20 protein-coding genes are annotated in these 16,687 nt (G+C 66.0%); 10 read left to right on the top strand and 10 right to left on the bottom strand.

What is annotated here, in order from left to right; translation table 11 throughout:
* Positions 1-49: 49 nt before the first annotated feature.
* From ACQP0C_RS25895 to ACQP0C_RS25885, 3 genes are all read left to right on the top strand, one after another.
* Entirely contained in the window at positions 50-877 is an 828-nt protein-coding gene (locus ACQP0C_RS25895; RefSeq protein WP_433723948.1) for an NADPH-dependent oxidoreductase, read from the top strand.
* A gap of 153 nt (positions 878-1,030) precedes the next feature.
* Complete coding sequence (locus ACQP0C_RS25890; protein ID WP_433723946.1) at positions 1,031-2,461, top strand: amino acid permease; 1,431 nt, start codon at positions 1,031-1,033, stop codon at positions 2,459-2,461.
* A 120-nt stretch (positions 2,462-2,581) separates the two neighbouring features.
* Entirely contained in the window at positions 2,582-2,914 is a 333-nt protein-coding gene (locus tag ACQP0C_RS25885) for a hypothetical protein (RefSeq protein ID WP_433723944.1), read from the top strand.
* Positions 2,915-3,155: 241 nt separating this feature from the next.
* Here ACQP0C_RS25885 and ACQP0C_RS25880 read toward each other — a convergent pair whose 3' ends face one another.
* Positions 3,156-3,848 carry a helix-turn-helix transcriptional regulator gene (locus ACQP0C_RS25880; protein WP_433723943.1) on the bottom strand — a complete coding sequence of 231 codons (693 nt, stop codon included), beginning with the start codon at positions 3,846-3,848 and terminating at the stop codon, positions 3,156-3,158.
* Between the two features lie 127 nt (positions 3,849-3,975).
* Between ACQP0C_RS25880 and ACQP0C_RS25875 the strand changes: the two genes are divergently transcribed.
* The 3 genes from ACQP0C_RS25875 (at position 3,976) to ACQP0C_RS25865 (ending at position 5,888) form a co-directional block, all read left to right on the top strand.
* Complete coding sequence (locus ACQP0C_RS25875) at positions 3,976-4,488, top strand: DUF2231 domain-containing protein (protein ID WP_433723941.1); 513 nt, start codon at positions 3,976-3,978, stop codon at positions 4,486-4,488.
* A gap of 34 nt (positions 4,489-4,522) precedes the next feature.
* Positions 4,523-4,939, top strand: coding sequence for a hypothetical protein (locus tag ACQP0C_RS25870; protein WP_433723939.1), 417 nt, complete (start codon positions 4,523-4,525; stop codon positions 4,937-4,939).
* A gap of 295 nt (positions 4,940-5,234) precedes the next feature.
* The gene (locus tag ACQP0C_RS25865; protein ID WP_433723937.1) at positions 5,235-5,888 is read left to right on the top strand and encodes a class I SAM-dependent methyltransferase; all 654 of its coding nucleotides are present in this window, start codon (positions 5,235-5,237) and stop codon (positions 5,886-5,888) included.
* Here ACQP0C_RS25865 and ACQP0C_RS25860 read toward each other — a convergent pair.
* The gene (locus ACQP0C_RS25860) at positions 5,827-7,227 is read right to left on the bottom strand and encodes a flavin monoamine oxidase family protein (RefSeq protein WP_433723935.1); all 1,401 of its coding nucleotides are present in this window, start codon (positions 7,225-7,227) and stop codon (positions 5,827-5,829) included. The genes ACQP0C_RS25865 and ACQP0C_RS25860 overlap by 62 nt on opposite strands.
* Before the next feature lie 179 nt (positions 7,228-7,406).
* Between ACQP0C_RS25860 and ACQP0C_RS25855 the strand changes: the two genes are divergently transcribed.
* Positions 7,407-7,616: a hypothetical protein gene (locus ACQP0C_RS25855; protein ID WP_433723934.1), complete on the top strand. Its 210-nt coding sequence runs from the start codon at positions 7,407-7,409 to the stop codon at positions 7,614-7,616.
* Positions 7,613-8,371 carry a hypothetical protein gene (locus tag ACQP0C_RS25850; RefSeq protein WP_433723932.1) on the top strand — a complete coding sequence of 253 codons (759 nt, stop codon included), beginning with the start codon at positions 7,613-7,615 and terminating at the stop codon, positions 8,369-8,371. Before ACQP0C_RS25855 ends, ACQP0C_RS25850 begins: the two co-directional genes overlap by 4 nt.
* 76 nt (positions 8,372-8,447) lie before the next feature.
* On the opposite strand, the gene ACQP0C_RS25845 is transcribed toward ACQP0C_RS25850, so the two are convergent.
* Together ACQP0C_RS25845 and ACQP0C_RS25840 are read right to left on the bottom strand one after the other, a co-directional pair.
* Positions 8,448-9,860, bottom strand: a complete 1,413-nt coding sequence (locus ACQP0C_RS25845) for an MDR family MFS transporter (RefSeq protein WP_433723930.1) — start codon at positions 9,858-9,860, stop codon at positions 8,448-8,450.
* Between the two features lie 515 nt (positions 9,861-10,375).
* A complete protein-coding gene (locus ACQP0C_RS25840) occupies positions 10,376-11,137 on the bottom strand; it encodes an LGFP repeat-containing protein (RefSeq protein ID WP_433723928.1) in 762 nt (253 codons plus the stop codon).
* 156 nt (positions 11,138-11,293) lie between these two features.
* Between ACQP0C_RS25840 and ACQP0C_RS25835 the strand changes: the two genes are divergently transcribed.
* Positions 11,294-12,310: an NADP-dependent oxidoreductase gene (locus ACQP0C_RS25835; RefSeq protein WP_433723927.1), complete on the top strand. Its 1,017-nt coding sequence runs from the start codon at positions 11,294-11,296 to the stop codon at positions 12,308-12,310.
* 15 nt (positions 12,311-12,325) lie between these two features.
* Here ACQP0C_RS25835 and ACQP0C_RS25830 read toward each other — a convergent pair whose 3' ends face one another.
* The 5 genes from ACQP0C_RS25830 to ACQP0C_RS25810 form a co-directional block, all read right to left on the bottom strand.
* A complete protein-coding gene (locus tag ACQP0C_RS25830) occupies positions 12,326-13,312 on the bottom strand; it encodes a zinc-binding dehydrogenase (RefSeq protein WP_433723925.1) in 987 nt (328 codons plus the stop codon).
* 15 nt (positions 13,313-13,327) lie between these two features.
* Positions 13,328-13,750, bottom strand: a complete 423-nt coding sequence (locus ACQP0C_RS25825; RefSeq protein ID WP_433723923.1) for an organic hydroperoxide resistance protein — start codon at positions 13,748-13,750, stop codon at positions 13,328-13,330.
* Positions 13,747-14,202 (bottom strand): MarR family winged helix-turn-helix transcriptional regulator, encoded by a 456-nt coding sequence (locus ACQP0C_RS25820; protein ID WP_433723922.1) that lies wholly within the window; start codon positions 14,200-14,202, stop codon positions 13,747-13,749. Before ACQP0C_RS25820 ends, ACQP0C_RS25825 begins: the two co-directional genes overlap by 4 nt.
* 80 nt (positions 14,203-14,282) lie before the next feature.
* Positions 14,283-14,642: a hypothetical protein gene (locus tag ACQP0C_RS25815; protein WP_433723920.1), complete on the bottom strand. Its 360-nt coding sequence runs from the start codon at positions 14,640-14,642 to the stop codon at positions 14,283-14,285.
* Positions 14,643-14,991: 349 nt separating this feature from the next.
* Positions 14,992-15,141, bottom strand: a complete 150-nt coding sequence (locus ACQP0C_RS25810; protein WP_433678882.1) for a hypothetical protein — start codon at positions 15,139-15,141, stop codon at positions 14,992-14,994.
* A gap of 291 nt (positions 15,142-15,432) precedes the next feature.
* Here ACQP0C_RS25810 and ACQP0C_RS25805 point away from each other — a divergent pair, with 291 nt between their 5' ends.
* On the top strand, positions 15,433-15,708 hold the full coding sequence (locus ACQP0C_RS25805) for a hypothetical protein (protein ID WP_433734656.1): 276 nt from the start codon (positions 15,433-15,435) through the stop codon (positions 15,706-15,708).
* Between the two features lie 432 nt (positions 15,709-16,140).
* On the opposite strand, the gene ACQP0C_RS25800 is transcribed toward ACQP0C_RS25805, so the two are convergent.
* Positions 16,141-16,623 carry a DUF4383 domain-containing protein gene (locus tag ACQP0C_RS25800; RefSeq protein ID WP_433723918.1) on the bottom strand — a complete coding sequence of 161 codons (483 nt, stop codon included), beginning with the start codon at positions 16,621-16,623 and terminating at the stop codon, positions 16,141-16,143.
* Between the last annotated feature and the right edge of the window lie 64 nt (positions 16,624-16,687).

Below are 16,687 nucleotides of genomic sequence, written 5' to 3'. Positions count from 1 at the left end.
TGAGGGTTACCGCAGACGCGCGAGCCGTGGATATCACAGGATTACCGGCATGACCCAGACCGTGCCGAGCGCCGTCCACACCATCGGGCAGCGCTATCGGGATCCGAATCCGACCGAGCCCGCGCAGTGGAATCCGGTGCTGCAGGTCCTGCACGAGCACCGCTCGGTGCGCCGCTACCTCGCCGACGACGTTTCCGACGACACCCTGCGCCTGCTGATCTCGGCCGCCCAATCCGCGCCGACCTCCTCCAATCTGCAGGTATGGAGCGTGATCGCGGTGCGCGATCCGGCGCGCAAGGCACGCCTGGCCGCGCTGGCCGGTGGGCAGGCGCATATCGAACAGGCCCCGGTACTGCTGGTGTGGACCGCCGACTTCGCCAGGCTCCGCCAACTCGCCGACGATCACGAGGCGCCGCTGGTCGGTGCCGACTATCTGGAATCGAGCTATGTCGGTTTCATCGACGCCGCCCTGGCCGCGCAGAACGCCGTTGTCGCCGCGGAATCCCTGGGCCTCGGCACCGTCTACATCGGCACCATCCGCAACAATCCGGAAGCGGTCGCCGCGGAACTGAAACTGCCCGAGCAGGTCTTCGCCGTCTTCGGTCTCGTTGTCGGACATCCCGATCCGACCGAGGACACGCGCATCAAGCCGCGCCTGCCGCAACCGGCGGTCCTGCACCGGGAAACCTACGATCTGCCGACTCAGCGCGACCACGTCGCCGCATACGAAACTCGAATCGCGGCCTTCTACGCCGAACAAGAGCTGTCCCATTCCTGGACCGAACGTGTGCTGGCTCGGCTGGCCTCCGCGGCCAGCCTCAACGGCCGCCACCGGCTGCGGGAATCGCTGGCGAATCACGACTTCCACCTGCACTGAAGCTCGATTCGATAGGCCGGCCGCCGCACGGTATCGCCATGGATGCGAACGCCGTGCGCGGCAGATTTCGGGGCGCGCGCGGGGCCGGTGCGGCGGCCGGTACCGTGGCGGGTTGATCGATCTCGAGCACCACCGGGAAGGACTGCACCATAGATGACAGCCTCGGACCGTCAGCTACGAGCTGATGCGGCGCCCACCGACTCCGCCGGATCCGGCGAGGAGGGTTACTCCCGGGGGCTGAGCCCACGGACCATCCAGATGATCGCGATCGGCGGTGCCATCGGCACCGGCCTGTTCTACGGTGCGGGCGGGGCGATCGAACAGGCCGGGCCCGCGCTGATCCTGGCCTACCTGGTCGCGGGGCTGGCCATCTTCGTGATCATGCGTGCGCTGGGGGAGTTGCTGAGCTACCGGCCGATCTCGGGCAGTTTCGCCGAGTACGCGCACGAATTCCTCGGGCGTTTTGCGGGATTCGTCACCGGCTGGTCCTACTGGGCGGTGTGGGTGGCCACCTGCATGGCCGAGATCACCGTCGCCGGGAAGTATGTGCAGTACTGGTTCGATATCGAACCGTGGATCACCGCGCTGGTGGTGCTGGCGGTGATGTTCGGCGCCAACCTGATCTCGGTGCGACTGTTCGGTGAGGGCGAGTTCTGGTTCTCCACCATCAAGGTCACCGCGATCGTCGCGATGATCCTGATCGGCATCGGGGTGCTGACGATCGGCTTCGGCCATGCCGCCAACCCGACGGTCACCAATCTGTGGGCCGACGGCGGCGTATTCCCGAACGGGTTCGGACAATCGCTGCTGGTGCTGCAGATCGTGCTGTTCGCCTATGTCGGTGTCGAATTGGTCGGCGTGACGGCGGGGGAGGCGCGCGAGCCGCGCAAGACCCTGCGCAAGGCGATCAATACGCTGCCGTTTCGTATCGGCCTGTTCTACGTCGGCGCGCTACTGGTGATCATGTCGGTCGCCAGCTGGCGCAACTTCCACGCGGGCAAGAGCCCGTTCGTGGAGGTGTTCCAGCAGATCGGCATTCCGGGCGCTGCGGGCATCATCAACTTCGTGCTGCTCACCGCCGCGCTGTCATCGTGCAATTCGGGTATCTACTCCACCGGACGGATGCTGCGCACCCTGTCACTGCACGGGGAGGCGCCCGCGCGGCTCAACAAGCTCAGTTCGCGTGCCGTGCCGTATGTCGGCATTACCGCCTCGGCGGCCGCGATGGTCATCGGCGTGATCGTCAATGTGATCTCGCCGGACAAGGCGTTCAACTACATCACCTCGGTCTCCACCATCGGCATCATCTTCGTCTGGGGCGTGATCCTGGTGTGCCACTTGATCTATCGCGCCAAGGTCGGCCGCGGCGAACTGCCCGCCAGCGATTACCGCCTGCCCGGCGCGCCGATCACCACATGGGTGGCGCTGGCTTTCCTGGGATTGGTTGTCGTCCTGTTGTTTTGGACCGAGAGTGGGCGTACCGCGATTATTGTCGGTGTGGTCTGGGGTGTGCTGGTCTGCGGCGGCTATGTGCTGATGACCAAACTGGGCAAAGGACGGGATATCACCGCACCTGTGGCCTAGCACCCGGCTCGAGGAGGGCATGGTCACCATCCCACTGAACCGTCGGTATTGCACTTCCATCGCGCCGGCGATGCGCGGCCGACCGATGCGTTCGGACATCAGTGGAACGATGAGACGGCGGTGTGGTTCGCCCGAATCCGGCGTCCGCCGATTCCGGTGGCGGACATCGGCTTTCACCCCGTCGATACTTGGTCCGACCAGATCCACGCGGCGCTTGCGGGCATTCCCGGACTGATCGACGCCCTGCTCGCGGTCACCGAGACTGTGCACGTCACGAACGCGCGCAATGTGCCGCTCACCCATCCCCGCCCGCCCCGCGACGACGTAATCCTGTGTGGCGACGCCGATCACGCCATCACACCCGCCGCGGGTGTCGGTGCCCGGATGCCATCGAAGACGCCACAGCCCTCTACCGCGCACTCGTCGCGGGGACCTCGATTGCGGAGGCCATGACCACTCGCCGCCGCGATATTCTCACCGAGCGTGCGGAAGTCGCCGAAGCCTTCCGGCGCGGACGTTTCTGAATTCGCCTGCGAGAGCGCATGTTGACGAACTGACTTCGCTGTCTGTGCAGTTCCGGGCTGGTTTCTGTGAGTTCGGGCAGTGGGCGACTCCAGCACTGCGCTGCGCCCCGGCAGCTGCGCGTCAGCAGCATGCGCGGCGGCTGGTCGCGACTGCGCATCGCCGGTGGGGTTCAGGTTGTCGCGCGCACCTCGACGCAGCATTCCCCAACCTGTGGTGCGAGTACCGCTTGCACGCTGTCGGCGCCGAGACCGGTGAGTATGCCGGAGCAGAAGGCGTGGTTGAGACCGCACACCAGATCGGGCGCCGCGCTCGCCAGCGGGTGGAAAGGACAGTTGCGCAACCGCACGCGGGTCGGCGCTTCGCGACTGGGTTCGAAGCCGTGCTCGGTGAGCATGCCGTGCACCAGGGTCAGAGCGCGCTCGGCGCCCAGCCGACCGGGCCTGACCCGTTCCCGCTCGGCGCCACCGAGTTCCTCGCCGCGCTGCTGTGCGACGCGCACCGCCGCCTCGCGCGCGGTTTCGCCGTCGCGCTCGCCCAGCACAGCGCCCATCAGGATCTCGGCCAGCACCTCGTGCCGGCGTTCGGGAATGCTCACCCAGACCTCGGCATCGGTGGGCTCGTACACCTTCGGGGTGCGCCCGACCCGGCGAATGCCGCCGGGCGCCTCGTACCGAGCACGCAACAGTCCGGCGTCGACCAGCTTGTCCAGATGGAACGCGGCCAGCTTGCGGGAGATCCCCACCTCGGCGGCCGCCTCGTCACGGGTGACGGGCTGACGCGCTCGCCGGATGAACCAGTACATCCCGCGCCGCGTCTCGTCATCGAGAACCGCGACGGCACTGATCGCCGCTTCGTTGGTCATTCGACCACAATAACGTCTATCGGATCAGGTGAAAATACACCTGACCTTCGCTGAACTGGGGAGGGTTGACCTCCGTGGTAATTACGCCAATAATTTTTGGCATTACTCGACCGGTCTGGAGAGTGCGATGAGCAGCGAGCGACAACAGGCCAAGCAGCCGGTGAGCGCGGTACTGGCCGGGCCGTACGGGCACCCGTTCCACCCGATCCTGGTAACGGTCCCGATCGGGGCGTGGATCGCGAGCCTGGTGTTCGACCTCGCCTCCCAGGTGGTCGAGGACCCGGCGTTTCTGGTCGAGGGCGCGCAGTGGCTGATCGCTATCGGAGTGCTGGGCGCGTTGGCCGCCGCGTCGGTCGGCTTCCTGGACCTGTTGGGGATCGCGACCGGCACCCCCGCTTTCCGCACCGGACTGGTCCACATGAGCCTGAATTTGGCCGTGACCGCTGCCTTCGCCGCCGGTTTCCTGTGGCGGCGAGCCATCGACGACCGCCACAGCCCAGTGTCGGCCGGGCCATTGGCGCTGTCGGTGGTGAGTGTGGCCGTGCTGGCGGTCGCCGGCTATCTCGGCGGAAAACTGGCCTTCCACTACGGCGTCCGCGTGGCCGACGAAACCACCCAGGCCGCCGGATTCCGGCACTGAACATCCTTCGATCCGTACTTCTGAGGAGCGCACGATGGGCATCGCGGCACTGATCACCTGGTTACTGACCGCCGTCGGCGGGTTCGTCCTGCTCGGCACGTGGATCGCCAAAGGCGGAGTCCGGCAGCCGAGCACCACGCATTTGCCGCCACCGGTGGTGTTCGGTCATTTCCTGCTCGCCGTCGCCGGGCTCGTCGTTTGGATCGTGTATCTGGTCGTCGACTCCACCGCGCTGGCCTGGATCGCATTCGCGCTGCTGGTGCCGGTCGCCCTGCTCGGATTCACCATGCTGGCACGATGGCTTCCGGTCTACCGCGCCCGCACCAGTGCGGCACCGGATCCTCCGGCCGAACGGCACTTTCCCGTCGCGGTCGTCGGCGGGCACGGTGTGTTCGCCGTGACCACCGTCGTGCTGGTGTTTCTGACCGCGCTCGGTGTCGGCGGGAGCTAGCCCGAACCGCGCTGATGCCGATGTTCACCTCGCGGCCACGAGCACCACCGAACCGGGCACAGTCCCCGCGCCTGGTGGGGGCACGCAATGACCAGTATTCGGTCAGGAGGTGATGAAAGTGATGATGTCACCGATGATGATGCAAATCGTGGACATGCTGCGGAACCTATGGAACATGGCGTTCCCGGGCATGCCCATGTAGTGACATCAATCGGAGCGACTGGGCAGACAACACCATGCCGATTGCGCGGAAGCTCTGTCCAGTCGGGTCGAGAGTCCGTGCGAGACTGGGCCGATGGCCTTGAATCGAGATGCGGATGCCAGCAGGCTGGCCGCGGAATCGCTCGCCGAGGACGACCCGACCGGGTGGTTCGAGCGGCTCTATGTGGAAGCGGCCAGCGGGGCCGCCATTGTGCCGTGGGATCGGGATCAGCCGAATCCGGTATTGGTCGAGTGGGCCGAGCGGCGCGAATTGAACGGTGCCGGAAGGGCATTGGTGATCGGTTGCGGGTACGGCCAGGATGCGGAGTACATCGCGGGGCTCGGATTCGCGACCACCGCCTTCGACATCTCGCCGACCGCGATCGGCGAAGTGCGCCAGAGGTTTCCGGACTCGCTGGTGCGGTATGTGGTCGCCGATCTGCTGGATCCGCCTGCAGTCTGGCGGGGTGCGTTCGATCTGGTGGTCGAGGCGATTACGGTGCAGTCGATGCCGGTGTCGGTGCGTGCCACCGCGATTGCCAATATCCGGCGGACCGTGGCACCGGGTGGACAGCTGATCGTGATCTCCGGATTCCGGTCGGAGGGTGAGGAAGTGAGCGGGCCACCGTGGCCGCTCACACCGTCGGAGATCGATTCCTTTGGCGCCGATGGACTTCGGGCGGCGGCTATCGAGTTCGACCCGCAGACGCAACGGTGGCGGGCCGAGTTTCGCCGAGCAGAGCGGTGATCTCGGCGGCGGCGCGCTCGCCCGAACGGATGGCTCCGTCCATATATCCCATCCAGATCGTCGCGGTTTCGGCTCCGGCCCAATGGATTCGGCCGACCGGCGCACGCAGGGCCGGGCCGTATTCGGTCCAGGTGTTGGGTGGTGTGAAGGCTCCGTAGCAGCCGCGGGTCCACTCGTCGGCGGACCAGTCCTTCTCGATGTAGTCGATGGGCGTGGCCGCGTCGGGGCCGAAAAACCTTGTCAGGCTCGAGATCACGATATCGCGCCGCTCGGCGAGCGGGTAGCGGCCGAGCCGCCGGGCATCGCCACCTTCCAAGAAGGCGAGCAGCACACCGGGATTCCCGTCCGGCGGCGAATTGTCGAAGGTGACCTTCACCGGTCCGGTGGCGGCAGTGACCTGACCGGACAATCCATTCGCGCGCCAGAAGGGTGTGTTGTAGACGGCCATCGTCTTGATGACCGAACCGTTCGGCATGCGCTGGGTGAGCTGGTCGCGGTCGGCGGGCAAGGCGGGGCAGTAGACGAGCCGACCCGCCAGTGCCGGACTCATCGCCACAATGACCCGGCGGGCCAGGATCCGAGTGTCGTCGCCGTGCACGATGACCGAGCCATTGGTCTGCTCGATCGTGCGGACCGGCGTATGCAGCAGCACGCGCTCATCCAACTGCTCGGCCAGTGCCAGCGCGATCCGCTGGGAGCCGCCGACGATCCGGGTTTGCTGTGCGCCGCCGTCGGTTTCGATCAGTGCATCCACACCGCCACCGGCATTGAGGTAGGCCAGCAGATGCAGCAGCGACACATCGGCCGGATCGGCCGCCCACACCGCCTTGCAGACCATCGTGATGGCCTGTCGTGCGATATCGGAACGCAGGTTGTGGCGCATCCACGATTCGACGGTCTCGGCATCCCACTGTCCGGCCCGCGCCGCCGACCACGGTGCCTCGGCGGGCACCGCCCGTGACATCCGATCCAATCGCCGCAGCCCGATGAACGCCTCGAGCAGGGCCGCGGAGGCGATCAGCGGTATCCGACCGCGGTAGCGCCGCAGCTTGCCGCGATGCTCGAACAAATGCCGACCGGCGGTATAGGTGGGAAAGGTGTGCAGCCCCAATTCGTCGATCAGCGCGAGCACCCGGTCCTGTCCGGGACCGACCCACTGCCCACCGACCTCGACGATCTTGCCATCGCCGATCGGATGGTTCAGCGTGCGGCCACCGACCCGGTCACGGGCCTCGACCACCACCACCTCGAGGCCATCTCGATGCAACTGCCCGGCCGCCGCCAACCCGGCCAGGCCAGCGCCGATCACCGCGACATCGACCGTGCGTTCGAGACCCATGGCGACCACCCGATCCACCCGTGACCGAGGACTCGGTCGTGTGATCCGACGTTATGACCGGCAAACCACGCCGTCAATGGCCCCGAACGCGACGCTCCGATGACTGGCTTCTTGCATTGCGGCGCGAATCGTCCCACTGTGATCATGACCGCGAATGCGATACCCCTACGGAGGTAACGATGACAGAGCAGACGCTTGCGGAACTGATACCCGATGACCTACCCCCGGGGATCGCTGCCCTCGCCCCGCAGGTCCAGGCCGAACTCGCCCAGGCGATCGAGGCCGCGCGCTGGCGCCAAGCCGGTGAACTCAGGGACGGGGCCCGCGGAATGCTGGACGTTCTGCCGCGCCTGCTGCGCGGCGTGGTGAAGAAGGCGGCCGGACTGTGACGGATCCGAGGCCTTCCGCGCAATTGCTGAAACTCGCACGGACACTGGGTGTTCCGGTCGAACAACTCGCCGATCTCGCCGAGGTGCCCGATCAGGACCTGCGCGAATTCCGCCACCAGGTCACCGATCTGTTCGTCGAGGACCAGGAGGACGGATTGCATCGGGTTGCCCAGGCAGCCAAGGTGATTCCGACCCCGATCACCGCGAAGATGGTGGCACGCAGCCGCGGAGCGCTGCTCGCGGCCCGGATGTCGGTCGTGCTCGATCCCGCGCACGCGGCCGATGTCGCCAAGCGGCTGCCGGTCGACTTCCTCGCCGATATCTCCGCACAGCTCGATCCACGCCATTCGGCGGCCATTATCGGTGGCCTACCCGAGAAGACCACGGTCGCGGTCGGCAAAGAGCTTGCCGCACGCCAGGATTGGATCACCCTCGGCGATCTCATGGCCTCGATCTCCGATACGGCGGTCCGGGCCACCGAGGCGGCCCTCGACGGCAACGCGCTGGTCCGCGCGGCCTTTCTCGTCGATGACGTCGGGCAGCTCGAGCGCGTGGTCAACCTGACCTCCCGGGACAAACTCACCGAAATGCTACGGGCGGCAGCCGACCATGATCTGTGGTCGGAATACCGCAGCACGTTGGGGGTTCTCTCCGATACCTCGGTCGAGGCCATCCGCGCCGCCGCCGAAGAACTCCCCGCCGAACAGCGCGAGCGCGCACTGGCCGAAATCGCTGATCGCCATTCCGCTTCGTAGTGCCGCTGCTCACGCACCGGATGTCGAGCGCGGTAACCGCGCCCGACATCACGGGGATCGAGTTCCTGGCGGCAGACTAAGCGGTACTCGCGCCCCGACGCGGCATCATCGCGGACGCGATCACCATCACCAACGCCATCGCGGCCACCGCGAGGAAAACCAGATGCACCGCAGACGACAGTGCCGCCGGAGCCGGATGGTCGGTGTCGCCGACGCGCGAGTTCACGATCGCGCCGAATACCGCGACACCGACCGCACTGCCCAATGACCGGGCGAACATATTCGCCGAGGTGACCACGCCGCGCTCGGACCACTCCGCCGTGGTCTGCGCCGCGATCAGCGTGGGGGTGGCGACCAGACCCATGCCGGTGCCGATCACGAAACAGGATGCGGCGATCTGGATCAGCGTGGAATTCTCATCGATCAGCAGCGTGGTCGCGGCGCCGAAGGTGGCGAGCGTGCTGCCGATCAGTGCGGTCGCGCGAAAGCCGACGCGCAGGTACACCTTTCCGGCCTGCGAGGCGGCCAGCGGCCACCCGAGGGTGAGCGCGCCGACGGTCAGACCGGCGATCAGGGCCCCGGTGCCGAGCACGCCCTGGGTGAAAGTCGGTACATACGAGGTCAATCCGAGCAGAATCGCACCCACGAGCACCGAGACCAGACTGCTGGCGATAATGACCCGCCGCGTGAATACCCACAGCGGCAGAATCGGATTCGCGGCACGTCGCTCTACCAGCGCGAACAGCATCAGCACCAGCGCGCCGCCGCCGAAAATGGCGATACTGGTCGGCGACGCCCACGCCCACGCCTGCCCGCCCTCGAGCAAGCCGAGTATCAGCGCCCCCGCGCCGACGGTGAGCAGTGCCGCACCGAGATAGTCGATGCGCTGTTCGCGCCGTGACGTGGTTTCGGCGAAGCTGCGCACCAGCATCCAACCGGCCAGCGCGGCCAACGGAATATTGATCAGGAAGATCCACCGCCAGCTGACGTATTCGGCGAACACCCCGCCGAGCAGCGGGCCGACCACCGCCGAAATCGCCCATACGCTGGCCAGATAGCCCTGCACCCTGGCCCGCTCGGTCAGCGTGTACAGATCACCGGCGATGGTCATCGTCATCGGCATGATGGCGCCCGCGCCGATACCCTGCACGGCGCGGAAGATGATGAGCCCCAACATGCTCGTCGCCACACCACACAGCAGTGAACCGAGCGCGAAGACCGCGATCCCGAACAGGATCACCGGCTTACGTCCGACGGTATCGGCAATCTTGCCGTACACCGGAACCGTAACCGCTTGCGTCAGTAGATAAATCGAGAACAGCCAGGGGAATTGCGAGAAGCCTCCGAGATTGTCGGTGATGGTCAGCACCGCCGTGGCGATGATGGTGGAATCCAGCGCGACCAGCCCCGTCGCCAGCATCAGCGAACCAAGAATGGCGCCCCGATCCGATCGCAAACCGATAGCCGATTCCACTGCCTCGGTTGCCACCGACGGACCCCTCTCGTTCGCTCCACTAACCACCTCGAAGCAACGTATCCCGGCCGCAGCTATTCCCGCACGGAAATATTTTCGGCTGCGCTCGGCCGGATGGTCGTGCGGGCGGGGCGAACCCGCTGCTACCGGGGTGGCGGGATGGCTGTTCGTGGTGAGGTCTCGTCTCGTAGCCAGGCATTTCCAGGGGGCCCGGGGCAGCCGGGACCGGTGCCGCTTGCTCCCGGAACCGTGTGTGAGGTCGATGAGCCGACGGCCGCCGGGAACCGGCCCGCGGGCGCTACGACGTGGACCCGGGTACCACGCGCCGACGGCGATGGCTGGACGGTATGCCGCGCTCATGCGAAGACGTGCTGACGATATCGACGGTGAACCTGCGATCCCGATTCACCACGTCCGGGACCGTCGACGCGCTCCGCGAGCCTGTGTTACGAGGGAAATCTGCCCTGATCTGCCCGAGTCGATGAAATGCGGTGTGACGCAATGTCGGCGCCACACCGCATTGCGTATCCCTAAGGCTCCCAGGTGATCCGACCGCCCTGGAAGTCCTGCGCCTTGCCGCCTTCGTAGTCGTACTCCTCGCCCGTCGGGAGACCGTAGCGTCCGGCTTCACCGCCATTGGAGACCCACAGGTCGCGGAGGGCGCCCCAGACGACGTGCGCTCCGGTACGCGCGGACCAGTAGATCGCGCCACCGGGGAACAAGTTGTAGCGCCCATTGTTCTTCTGGGTGGCCGCCTCATCGGTGAGCGGGAACCCGAGCGCGCCGCTCTCCCAGCCATAGGCCCCCCACTTATCGCGGATCGCGCCGCCGATCTGGTGCGCGGCGGTGCCGACGGACCAGTAGATGGACCCGCCCTGGAAAACGTTGTAGGTGCCGGATCCCGTGGGCGTGGATTGTTGCCGGGTGACCGGGTAGCGCAGCACCCCGGTTTCCCAGCCGAGGTCGCGCCATTTATCGCGGATCGCGCCAGCGACCTCATTGGCGCCGGTATCGGGATGCCAGTAGATCGAGGCATTGCGCTCGAACGTCTGATATCGACCGCCATTGGCGGCATCGAGTTCGGGGGCGGTCGGATCGCCGAGCGCTCCCGGACCGCCCACCTGGTCGTATTCGACCTCGATGGCGCCGCCGACGTCGAACGGACCGACGGGCCGCGCGGTCGCGGTGCCGAGCCCGACGCTCAGCGCCAAGGCCAGCGCGGCGGTGGTCGATGTCAATGCCGCCCGCGCATGCGATCCGGCGGGTCTGTGGATGCGAAATTGCCGTGCCAAAGGAACTCCTGAGCAGGTCGTAGTCGAACACGAACTTCGGTGATGCCGCGGTCTGTCGTCAGGTTGTCGACAGCTATATCGGCGGCCGAGCAATATCCGTTAGCCAACCTAGCTATTCCGTGCTTTCGGCGAGGGGCCAGCGCTAGGGTAAGGCATATGGTCGACTCGACGAGAATTGTGCTGGCATCGCGGCCGGAGGGTGCTCCGACTCCGGCGAATTTCCGGATCGAGACCGTGGGGTTGCCGGAGCCCGGCGCGGGGGAGGTGCTGCTGCGCACACTGTATTTGTCGCTGGATCCGTATATGCGAGGGCGGATGAGCGCTGCGGAATCATATGCGGCGTCGGTCGAGATCGGGGGTGTGATGGTTGGTGGCACGGTCGCCGAGGTGCTCGAATCCCGTGCTCCGTCGCTGGCGAAAGGCGATGTGGTGCTGGCCTATTCGGGCTGGCAGACGCATCAGGTCGCGTCCGCGTCGGGCGTGCGCAAGCTGGATCCGGACAAAGCGCCTATATCGACCGCGCTCGGTGTGCTCGGCATGCCGGGGTTCACGGCCTATTCCGGACTGTTGAAGATCGGGCAGCCGAAAGCGGGGGAGACCCTGGTGGTGGCCGCGGCCAGCGGTCCGGTCGGTTCCGCGGTCGGCCAGATCGCCCGCATCAAGGGCGTGCGGGCGGTCGGCATCGCGGGTGGGCCGGAGAAATGCGCCTATGTGCGTGGAGAATTGGGCTTCGATATCGCAATCGACCACCGCGCACCGGATTTCGCGGACCAATTGCGCGCGGCTGTCCCCGACGGCATCGATATCTATTTCGAAAATGTCGGCGGTGCGGTGGCGGATGCGGTGTATCCGTTGCTGAATACCTATGCGCGCGTGCCGGTTTGCGGACTCATCGCGAACTACAATGCGACCGGAGCGCCCGCGGGGCCCGATCGCCTGCCCGGTTTCTTCGGTCGCATTCTGACCAAGAGCCTGACGGTGCGCGGATTCATCCAGAGCGAATTCGTCCGCGAGATGTACACGGACTTCTTGCGGGAGATGTCGGGTTGGATCGCCGAGGGCCGGGTCCGCTACCGCGAAGATCTTGTCGAAGGCCTCGAGCATGCGCCGGAGGCGTTCATCGGCATGCTCGAGGGCCGCAATTTCGGCAAGGTCGTCGTGCGGGTCGGGTAGCGGACCCGGGCCGGATCAGACCGGCTGCGGCGACAGCGCGATCTTTGCCGACCGCCCCGGCGTTTCGCTCGCGGCGGCGGCATCGGCCGCGGCTTCCAGCGGGTAGGTGGCCTCGATGTCGAGTCGCAGCGCACCCGTGGCCGCCATGCCCACCAACTCGCCGATCAGTCGCCGCATCTCCTCGCTGCTGGTCTGCTCGCCCCGCTTGGTACCCCAAAAGCCCTTGACGACAGCCTGTTTGAAGATCAGCGGACCCGGATTGATGGATAGCGGCTGACCGGAGAGCGCGCCGAACGAGATCAGCTCACCGCCGGGGCCGAGCAGTGAGAGCAGCGCATCGGCCGCTCGCCCGCCGACCTGGTCCACGGCGCGCACGACCGGCGCGCCCGCCGTCGCTGCGGTGGCCCGGTCGAGCCAGCCCTCGGATTCGGTATCGAAGACCGGCTCGAAGCCCAACTCACGCAGGGCATTTTCCGACGCCGAACCGCGCACCAGGTTGAGCACATTGATACCGCGTTGCCGCGCAAGCACATTCACCAGGCGGCCGACCGCACCATTGGCGGCATTGATCGCGATCCAGTCGCCGGACGCTACCCGCAGATCCTCCAGCAGCATCAAGGAGCTGAGCGGCATTGCCAGCAGCTGCGCCGCCGTCTGATCGGAGATGCTGTCGGGCAGCGGAACCACCTGCGTCGCCTTGGCCAGGAAGTACTCGGCCCACACCTGGTGGATGCCGGAAACGCTCACGCGCTGACCGACTTCCAGCCCGGTCACATCCGCGCCCACCGCGTCGATCCGGCCGACGGCCTCGGTGCCCGGAATCGCGGGCAACTCCGGTTTATAGCCGTATACGCCGCGGATGGTCGCCAGATCGTGGTTGTGAATGGGCGCGAGAATGAGCTCGATCCGCACCTGACCCGCGCCCGGTTCGGGCGTAGGCCGCTGCGCGATGGTGAGCACATCCTTCGGTTCGCCGAAACTTTCGATGACTACGGCACGCATGGTGGATTCCTTTCGTCAGTCGTCAGCGAGGGTGACCTGGACGTCGATATTGCCGCGGGTCGCGTTGGAGTACGGGCACACCTGGTGCGCCTTGTCGGCGATGGTCTGCGCCTCGGCGGGGGACAGGTGCGGCAACGAAACCTCGAGGGTGACGGTCAGCTCGAACCCGCCCGCCTCGTTCGGGCCGATGCCGACCTTGGCGCCGACCGCCGAATCGTCGACATTCGCGCCTTCGTTCTTGCCGACCAGGCGCAGCGCGCTGTGGAAGCAGGCCGCGTAGCCCGCTGCGAAGAGCTGCTCCGGGTTGGTGCCAACGCCGCTGCCACCCAGTTCCTTGGGGGTGTTGAGCACGACGTCGATCTTGCCGTCGGAGGTGCGGGCGTGGCCGTTGCGTCCGTCGCCGGTCGCCAGGGCTTCGGCGGTGTACAGGACGGTCATGTCTGACTCTCTTTCGATCGGGGGTGCAGCATCAGCGCATCGGTGAGTTGCCGAAGGGTTTCGCGCAGTGCGGTGAATTCGTCGACGGACAGGCCGCTGGCCTCGCCCATTTCCATTGGTAGACACCGTGCTTCGGTCCGCAGCTGGCGGCCGTGCTCGGTGAGCTGGACATCGACGCGACGTTCATCGGTCGCTGCCCGGTGTCGCTCGACCAGCCCCGCCGCCTCCAGCCGCTTGAGCAGTGGGGACAGGGTGCCGGAATCGAGCAGGAGTGCCTCGCACAGGTCGCCGACGCTACGACCGTCGCGTTCCCACAGCGCCAACATGACGAGGTACTGCGGGTAGGTCAGCCCTAGGCGTTCGAGCTTCGGGCGATAGACCGCCGTCATCGCCCGCGACGCGGCATACAGCCGGAAGCACAGCTGCTCGTCGAGAGTGAGGTGATCGGTCATGTCCCTAACAGTAGCGGGCAATTATATTGTGCACAACCAATTGGCGTGTGGTCCATGTCACTACAGCCGTGCGTTGGCCGCTATCCCGCGACGCTGCCACCGCCGATGCCGAGGTAGACGATCATCATGGTGAACAGGAACCAGCCCGCACCCTGCCAGATCGGCCAGCTCCTGCCGCGCCGCCACTCCCGGTAGGTCTGCACGAACGCGCCGATGCCGCCGAGCATCAGCACCACGGTCGGCCCGGCCACTACCGCGGTCTTCGCGGGCGTATCACAGAGCATCATCTCCGCATTCGCACAGGCCGCGCGCTCGGCCGCCCAGATCGCGGTGATCACGAAGACGACGGCGGCCACCGCGAGGACCGTCGCCACATAGATCGCCACCCGGCGGAGGGTCCGGTTATCCGCCGTCCATCGCTTCTCCAGATCGTTGACCATGATCGATCACCTCACCGGTGGAATTGCCGAGCGGTGCCGACCCAAACACCAGTCGGTGCCACGCCCGGACACGGTGGTCATGGATTTTCGGTCGACACCCGCCCGGTACCACGCGGATGCAGGGTCGGCCTGGATGGTTCGAAGGCCACCCGATCGCTCGCCGACCAGGTCCGGATGCCAGGTGACCACGAGAACGACGCCCGGTCCGACCAATTCGGTTCCGGCGAAAAGGCTTTCGGTGCGGTTGCGCGTTTTGCTCGCTCAGGATAGGTCCGGCGGACATCCGGCCCGCCGGGATTCAGGCGGCATCAGGAACGATTCGGGGGGCGGATTCGGCTGCGGGGGCGGGCTAGTGCACCGCGGGCAGATCGGGCGGATTGTGTCGGGCGCTGTGCCGGATCTCGACCCAATAGGTCGCGATGACGGTCGTGTAGACGGCCGCGATCACCGCGACCGGGATGACCAGCAGTAGAACGAGCAGTGGTAGCAGGAAAGTCATATGCGCTCCCCGATTTCCGGGTGATGTCGGTGGGTGGCGCCGCGCCGCGCCGATTCGCTATCGATCCCCTGCAATCAGCGACCCCCTCACCAAGATCGTAAGGCCGGGAAAGCTCACCGGCACGAGCCGAGCGGTGTGAGTTGGGTCATGTACCGACCGGTGTGTCGCCCTCGCCAGATGATCTTGATGAGGTTGAATCGATGAACTCAACGTGTCATGGCGATCTATCGCGAAAGCTCTTCCGAACATCCGCTGCAGCACCGGCATGCGACAAGGAGCATGAAAGTGAGCATGATTCTCGCCGCGCTACACGACACCGTGCTAGCCGAGGTCAGTAATCCGACACCGGAGGCGCCGCCGATGTCGGACAAACTGATGCAAATGGGTCGGTACTTCACCTGGCTGATTCAGCTCTCCGGCGTCACCGCCATTACCTACGGCGGCGGTCGGTTCGCCTGGGAGAAATGGTCCGGTGGCCAGCTCCAGTCGCCGAAGATGATCGCCAGCGCAATGGCCGGAGGTGCGGTCGCGACCAGTGCAGGCACGATCATGAACGCGGTGCTCTAGCAATTCGCAGCAGTCTGCGCGAACCGGGCGCCCGCACACATCGCGTGTGCGGGCGCTGGTGCTTCTGGTCGAAATCGACCGTCTTCGTGCGACTTCGCGCGGCGGCACCGGATATCGACCATTGCGGCAGGGGGATCGGAATCACCGGGATCAATGTGGTCCGAGGTCACCCCGGCCGGGGCCTTTCGGCTCCTGACGGCGATGCGGTCGCGAATCATAGTGACAGTCGCAAAGATTCGACCTCATCGTGCAAAGGAGGCAGCTGCGGGCCCGTCGCGTTTCGGAATCGTGCATCCGATCACCGTCGACACCTCATCCCGATCCACGAAGTGCATGCCGCGGGAGGCGATCGAAAACTGCCGAACCGCTGCACCCCAACGCCGTGAGTGTGCCGAGACCAACCGCGCTGCCGGTTCCAAGCGGCGCGATGTGTTATTCGATGATTCCCGGCTGGCGGCCGGACAAGTGCCTGTTGGTATTCGTGAGAGTAGAGGGAAATGCGCTGAGGGCGATCATGGCTATGCCCAGCCCAAAATGGAGCCAGTTGTCGGCGGTGTCGAGGGGGACGAAGTTCGCCGCACTGGTCTGGTCGATGAGGAGCCCGTACAACCACAGCACGAGGTAGATACCGCCGCCGCCGATCAGGTATGCACGGGCCGTGGCCGCACGGACTCCGGCGAGGAGACCGGCGATGCCGAAGGCCAAATGCACGACGTTGTGCAGGACCGATACGGTGAACAACCCCAGCAATTGTGCGTGCGAGTGGTGTTCCGCCCACCGCATGCTGTCGAAGTCCGTGGTGACCCCTGGGATGAACCCGAGGATGCCGACCGAAAGGAAGACGGCGCCGACCGTCATGGCGGCCAGTTGTATCGGTGTGCGCGCGCTGACCGCGTGCCTGGTTGGTGTCGACATGGCGTCTCCTCTCGCCCGATTCCTGTCGCCCTGTGTATAGGCCGGGTGCCCCGGGGTGGCATCG

This window comes from Nocardia sp. CA-129566 (assembly GCF_050956075.1).
Taxonomy (GTDB): Bacteria; Actinomycetota; Actinomycetes; order Mycobacteriales; family Mycobacteriaceae; genus Nocardia.
The sequence above is the reverse complement of the archived record's forward strand: the minus strand, read 5'-3'. Positions and strand labels throughout refer to the sequence as shown.

Excerpts from the sequence above, each read along its gene's own strand:
- ACQP0C_RS25895 (WP_433723948.1), top strand. The coding sequence starts at position 50 with ATGACCCAGACCGTGCCGAGCGCCGTCCACACCATCGGGCAGCGCTAT.
- ACQP0C_RS25890 (WP_433723946.1), top strand. The coding sequence starts at position 1,031 with ATGACAGCCTCGGACCGTCAGCTACGAGCTGATGCGGCGCCCACCGAC.
- ACQP0C_RS25880 (WP_433723943.1), bottom strand. The coding sequence starts at position 3,848 with ATGACCAACGAAGCGGCGATCAGTGCCGTCGCGGTTCTCGATGACGAG.
- ACQP0C_RS25875 (WP_433723941.1), top strand. The coding sequence starts at position 3,976 with ATGAGCAGCGAGCGACAACAGGCCAAGCAGCCGGTGAGCGCGGTACTG.
- ACQP0C_RS25870 (WP_433723939.1), top strand. The coding sequence starts at position 4,523 with ATGGGCATCGCGGCACTGATCACCTGGTTACTGACCGCCGTCGGCGGG.
- ACQP0C_RS25865 (WP_433723937.1), top strand. The coding sequence starts at position 5,235 with ATGGCCTTGAATCGAGATGCGGATGCCAGCAGGCTGGCCGCGGAATCG.
- ACQP0C_RS25860 (WP_433723935.1), bottom strand. The coding sequence starts at position 7,227 with ATGGGTCTCGAACGCACGGTCGATGTCGCGGTGATCGGCGCTGGCCTG.
- ACQP0C_RS25855 (WP_433723934.1), top strand. The coding sequence starts at position 7,407 with ATGACAGAGCAGACGCTTGCGGAACTGATACCCGATGACCTACCCCCG.
- ACQP0C_RS25835 (WP_433723927.1), top strand. The coding sequence starts at position 11,294 with ATGGTCGACTCGACGAGAATTGTGCTGGCATCGCGGCCGGAGGGTGCT.
- ACQP0C_RS25830 (WP_433723925.1), bottom strand. The coding sequence starts at position 13,312 with ATGCGTGCCGTAGTCATCGAAAGTTTCGGCGAACCGAAGGATGTGCTC.
- ACQP0C_RS25825 (WP_433723923.1), bottom strand. The coding sequence starts at position 13,750 with ATGACCGTCCTGTACACCGCCGAAGCCCTGGCGACCGGCGACGGACGC.
- ACQP0C_RS25820 (WP_433723922.1), bottom strand. The coding sequence starts at position 14,202 with ATGACCGATCACCTCACTCTCGACGAGCAGCTGTGCTTCCGGCTGTAT.
- ACQP0C_RS25815 (WP_433723920.1), bottom strand. The coding sequence starts at position 14,642 with ATGGTCAACGATCTGGAGAAGCGATGGACGGCGGATAACCGGACCCTC.
- ACQP0C_RS25810 (WP_433678882.1), bottom strand. The coding sequence starts at position 15,141 with ATGACTTTCCTGCTACCACTGCTCGTTCTACTGCTGGTCATCCCGGTC.
- ACQP0C_RS25805 (WP_433734656.1), top strand. The coding sequence starts at position 15,433 with ATGATTCTCGCCGCGCTACACGACACCGTGCTAGCCGAGGTCAGTAAT.
- ACQP0C_RS25800 (WP_433723918.1), bottom strand. The coding sequence starts at position 16,623 with ATGTCGACACCAACCAGGCACGCGGTCAGCGCGCGCACACCGATACAA.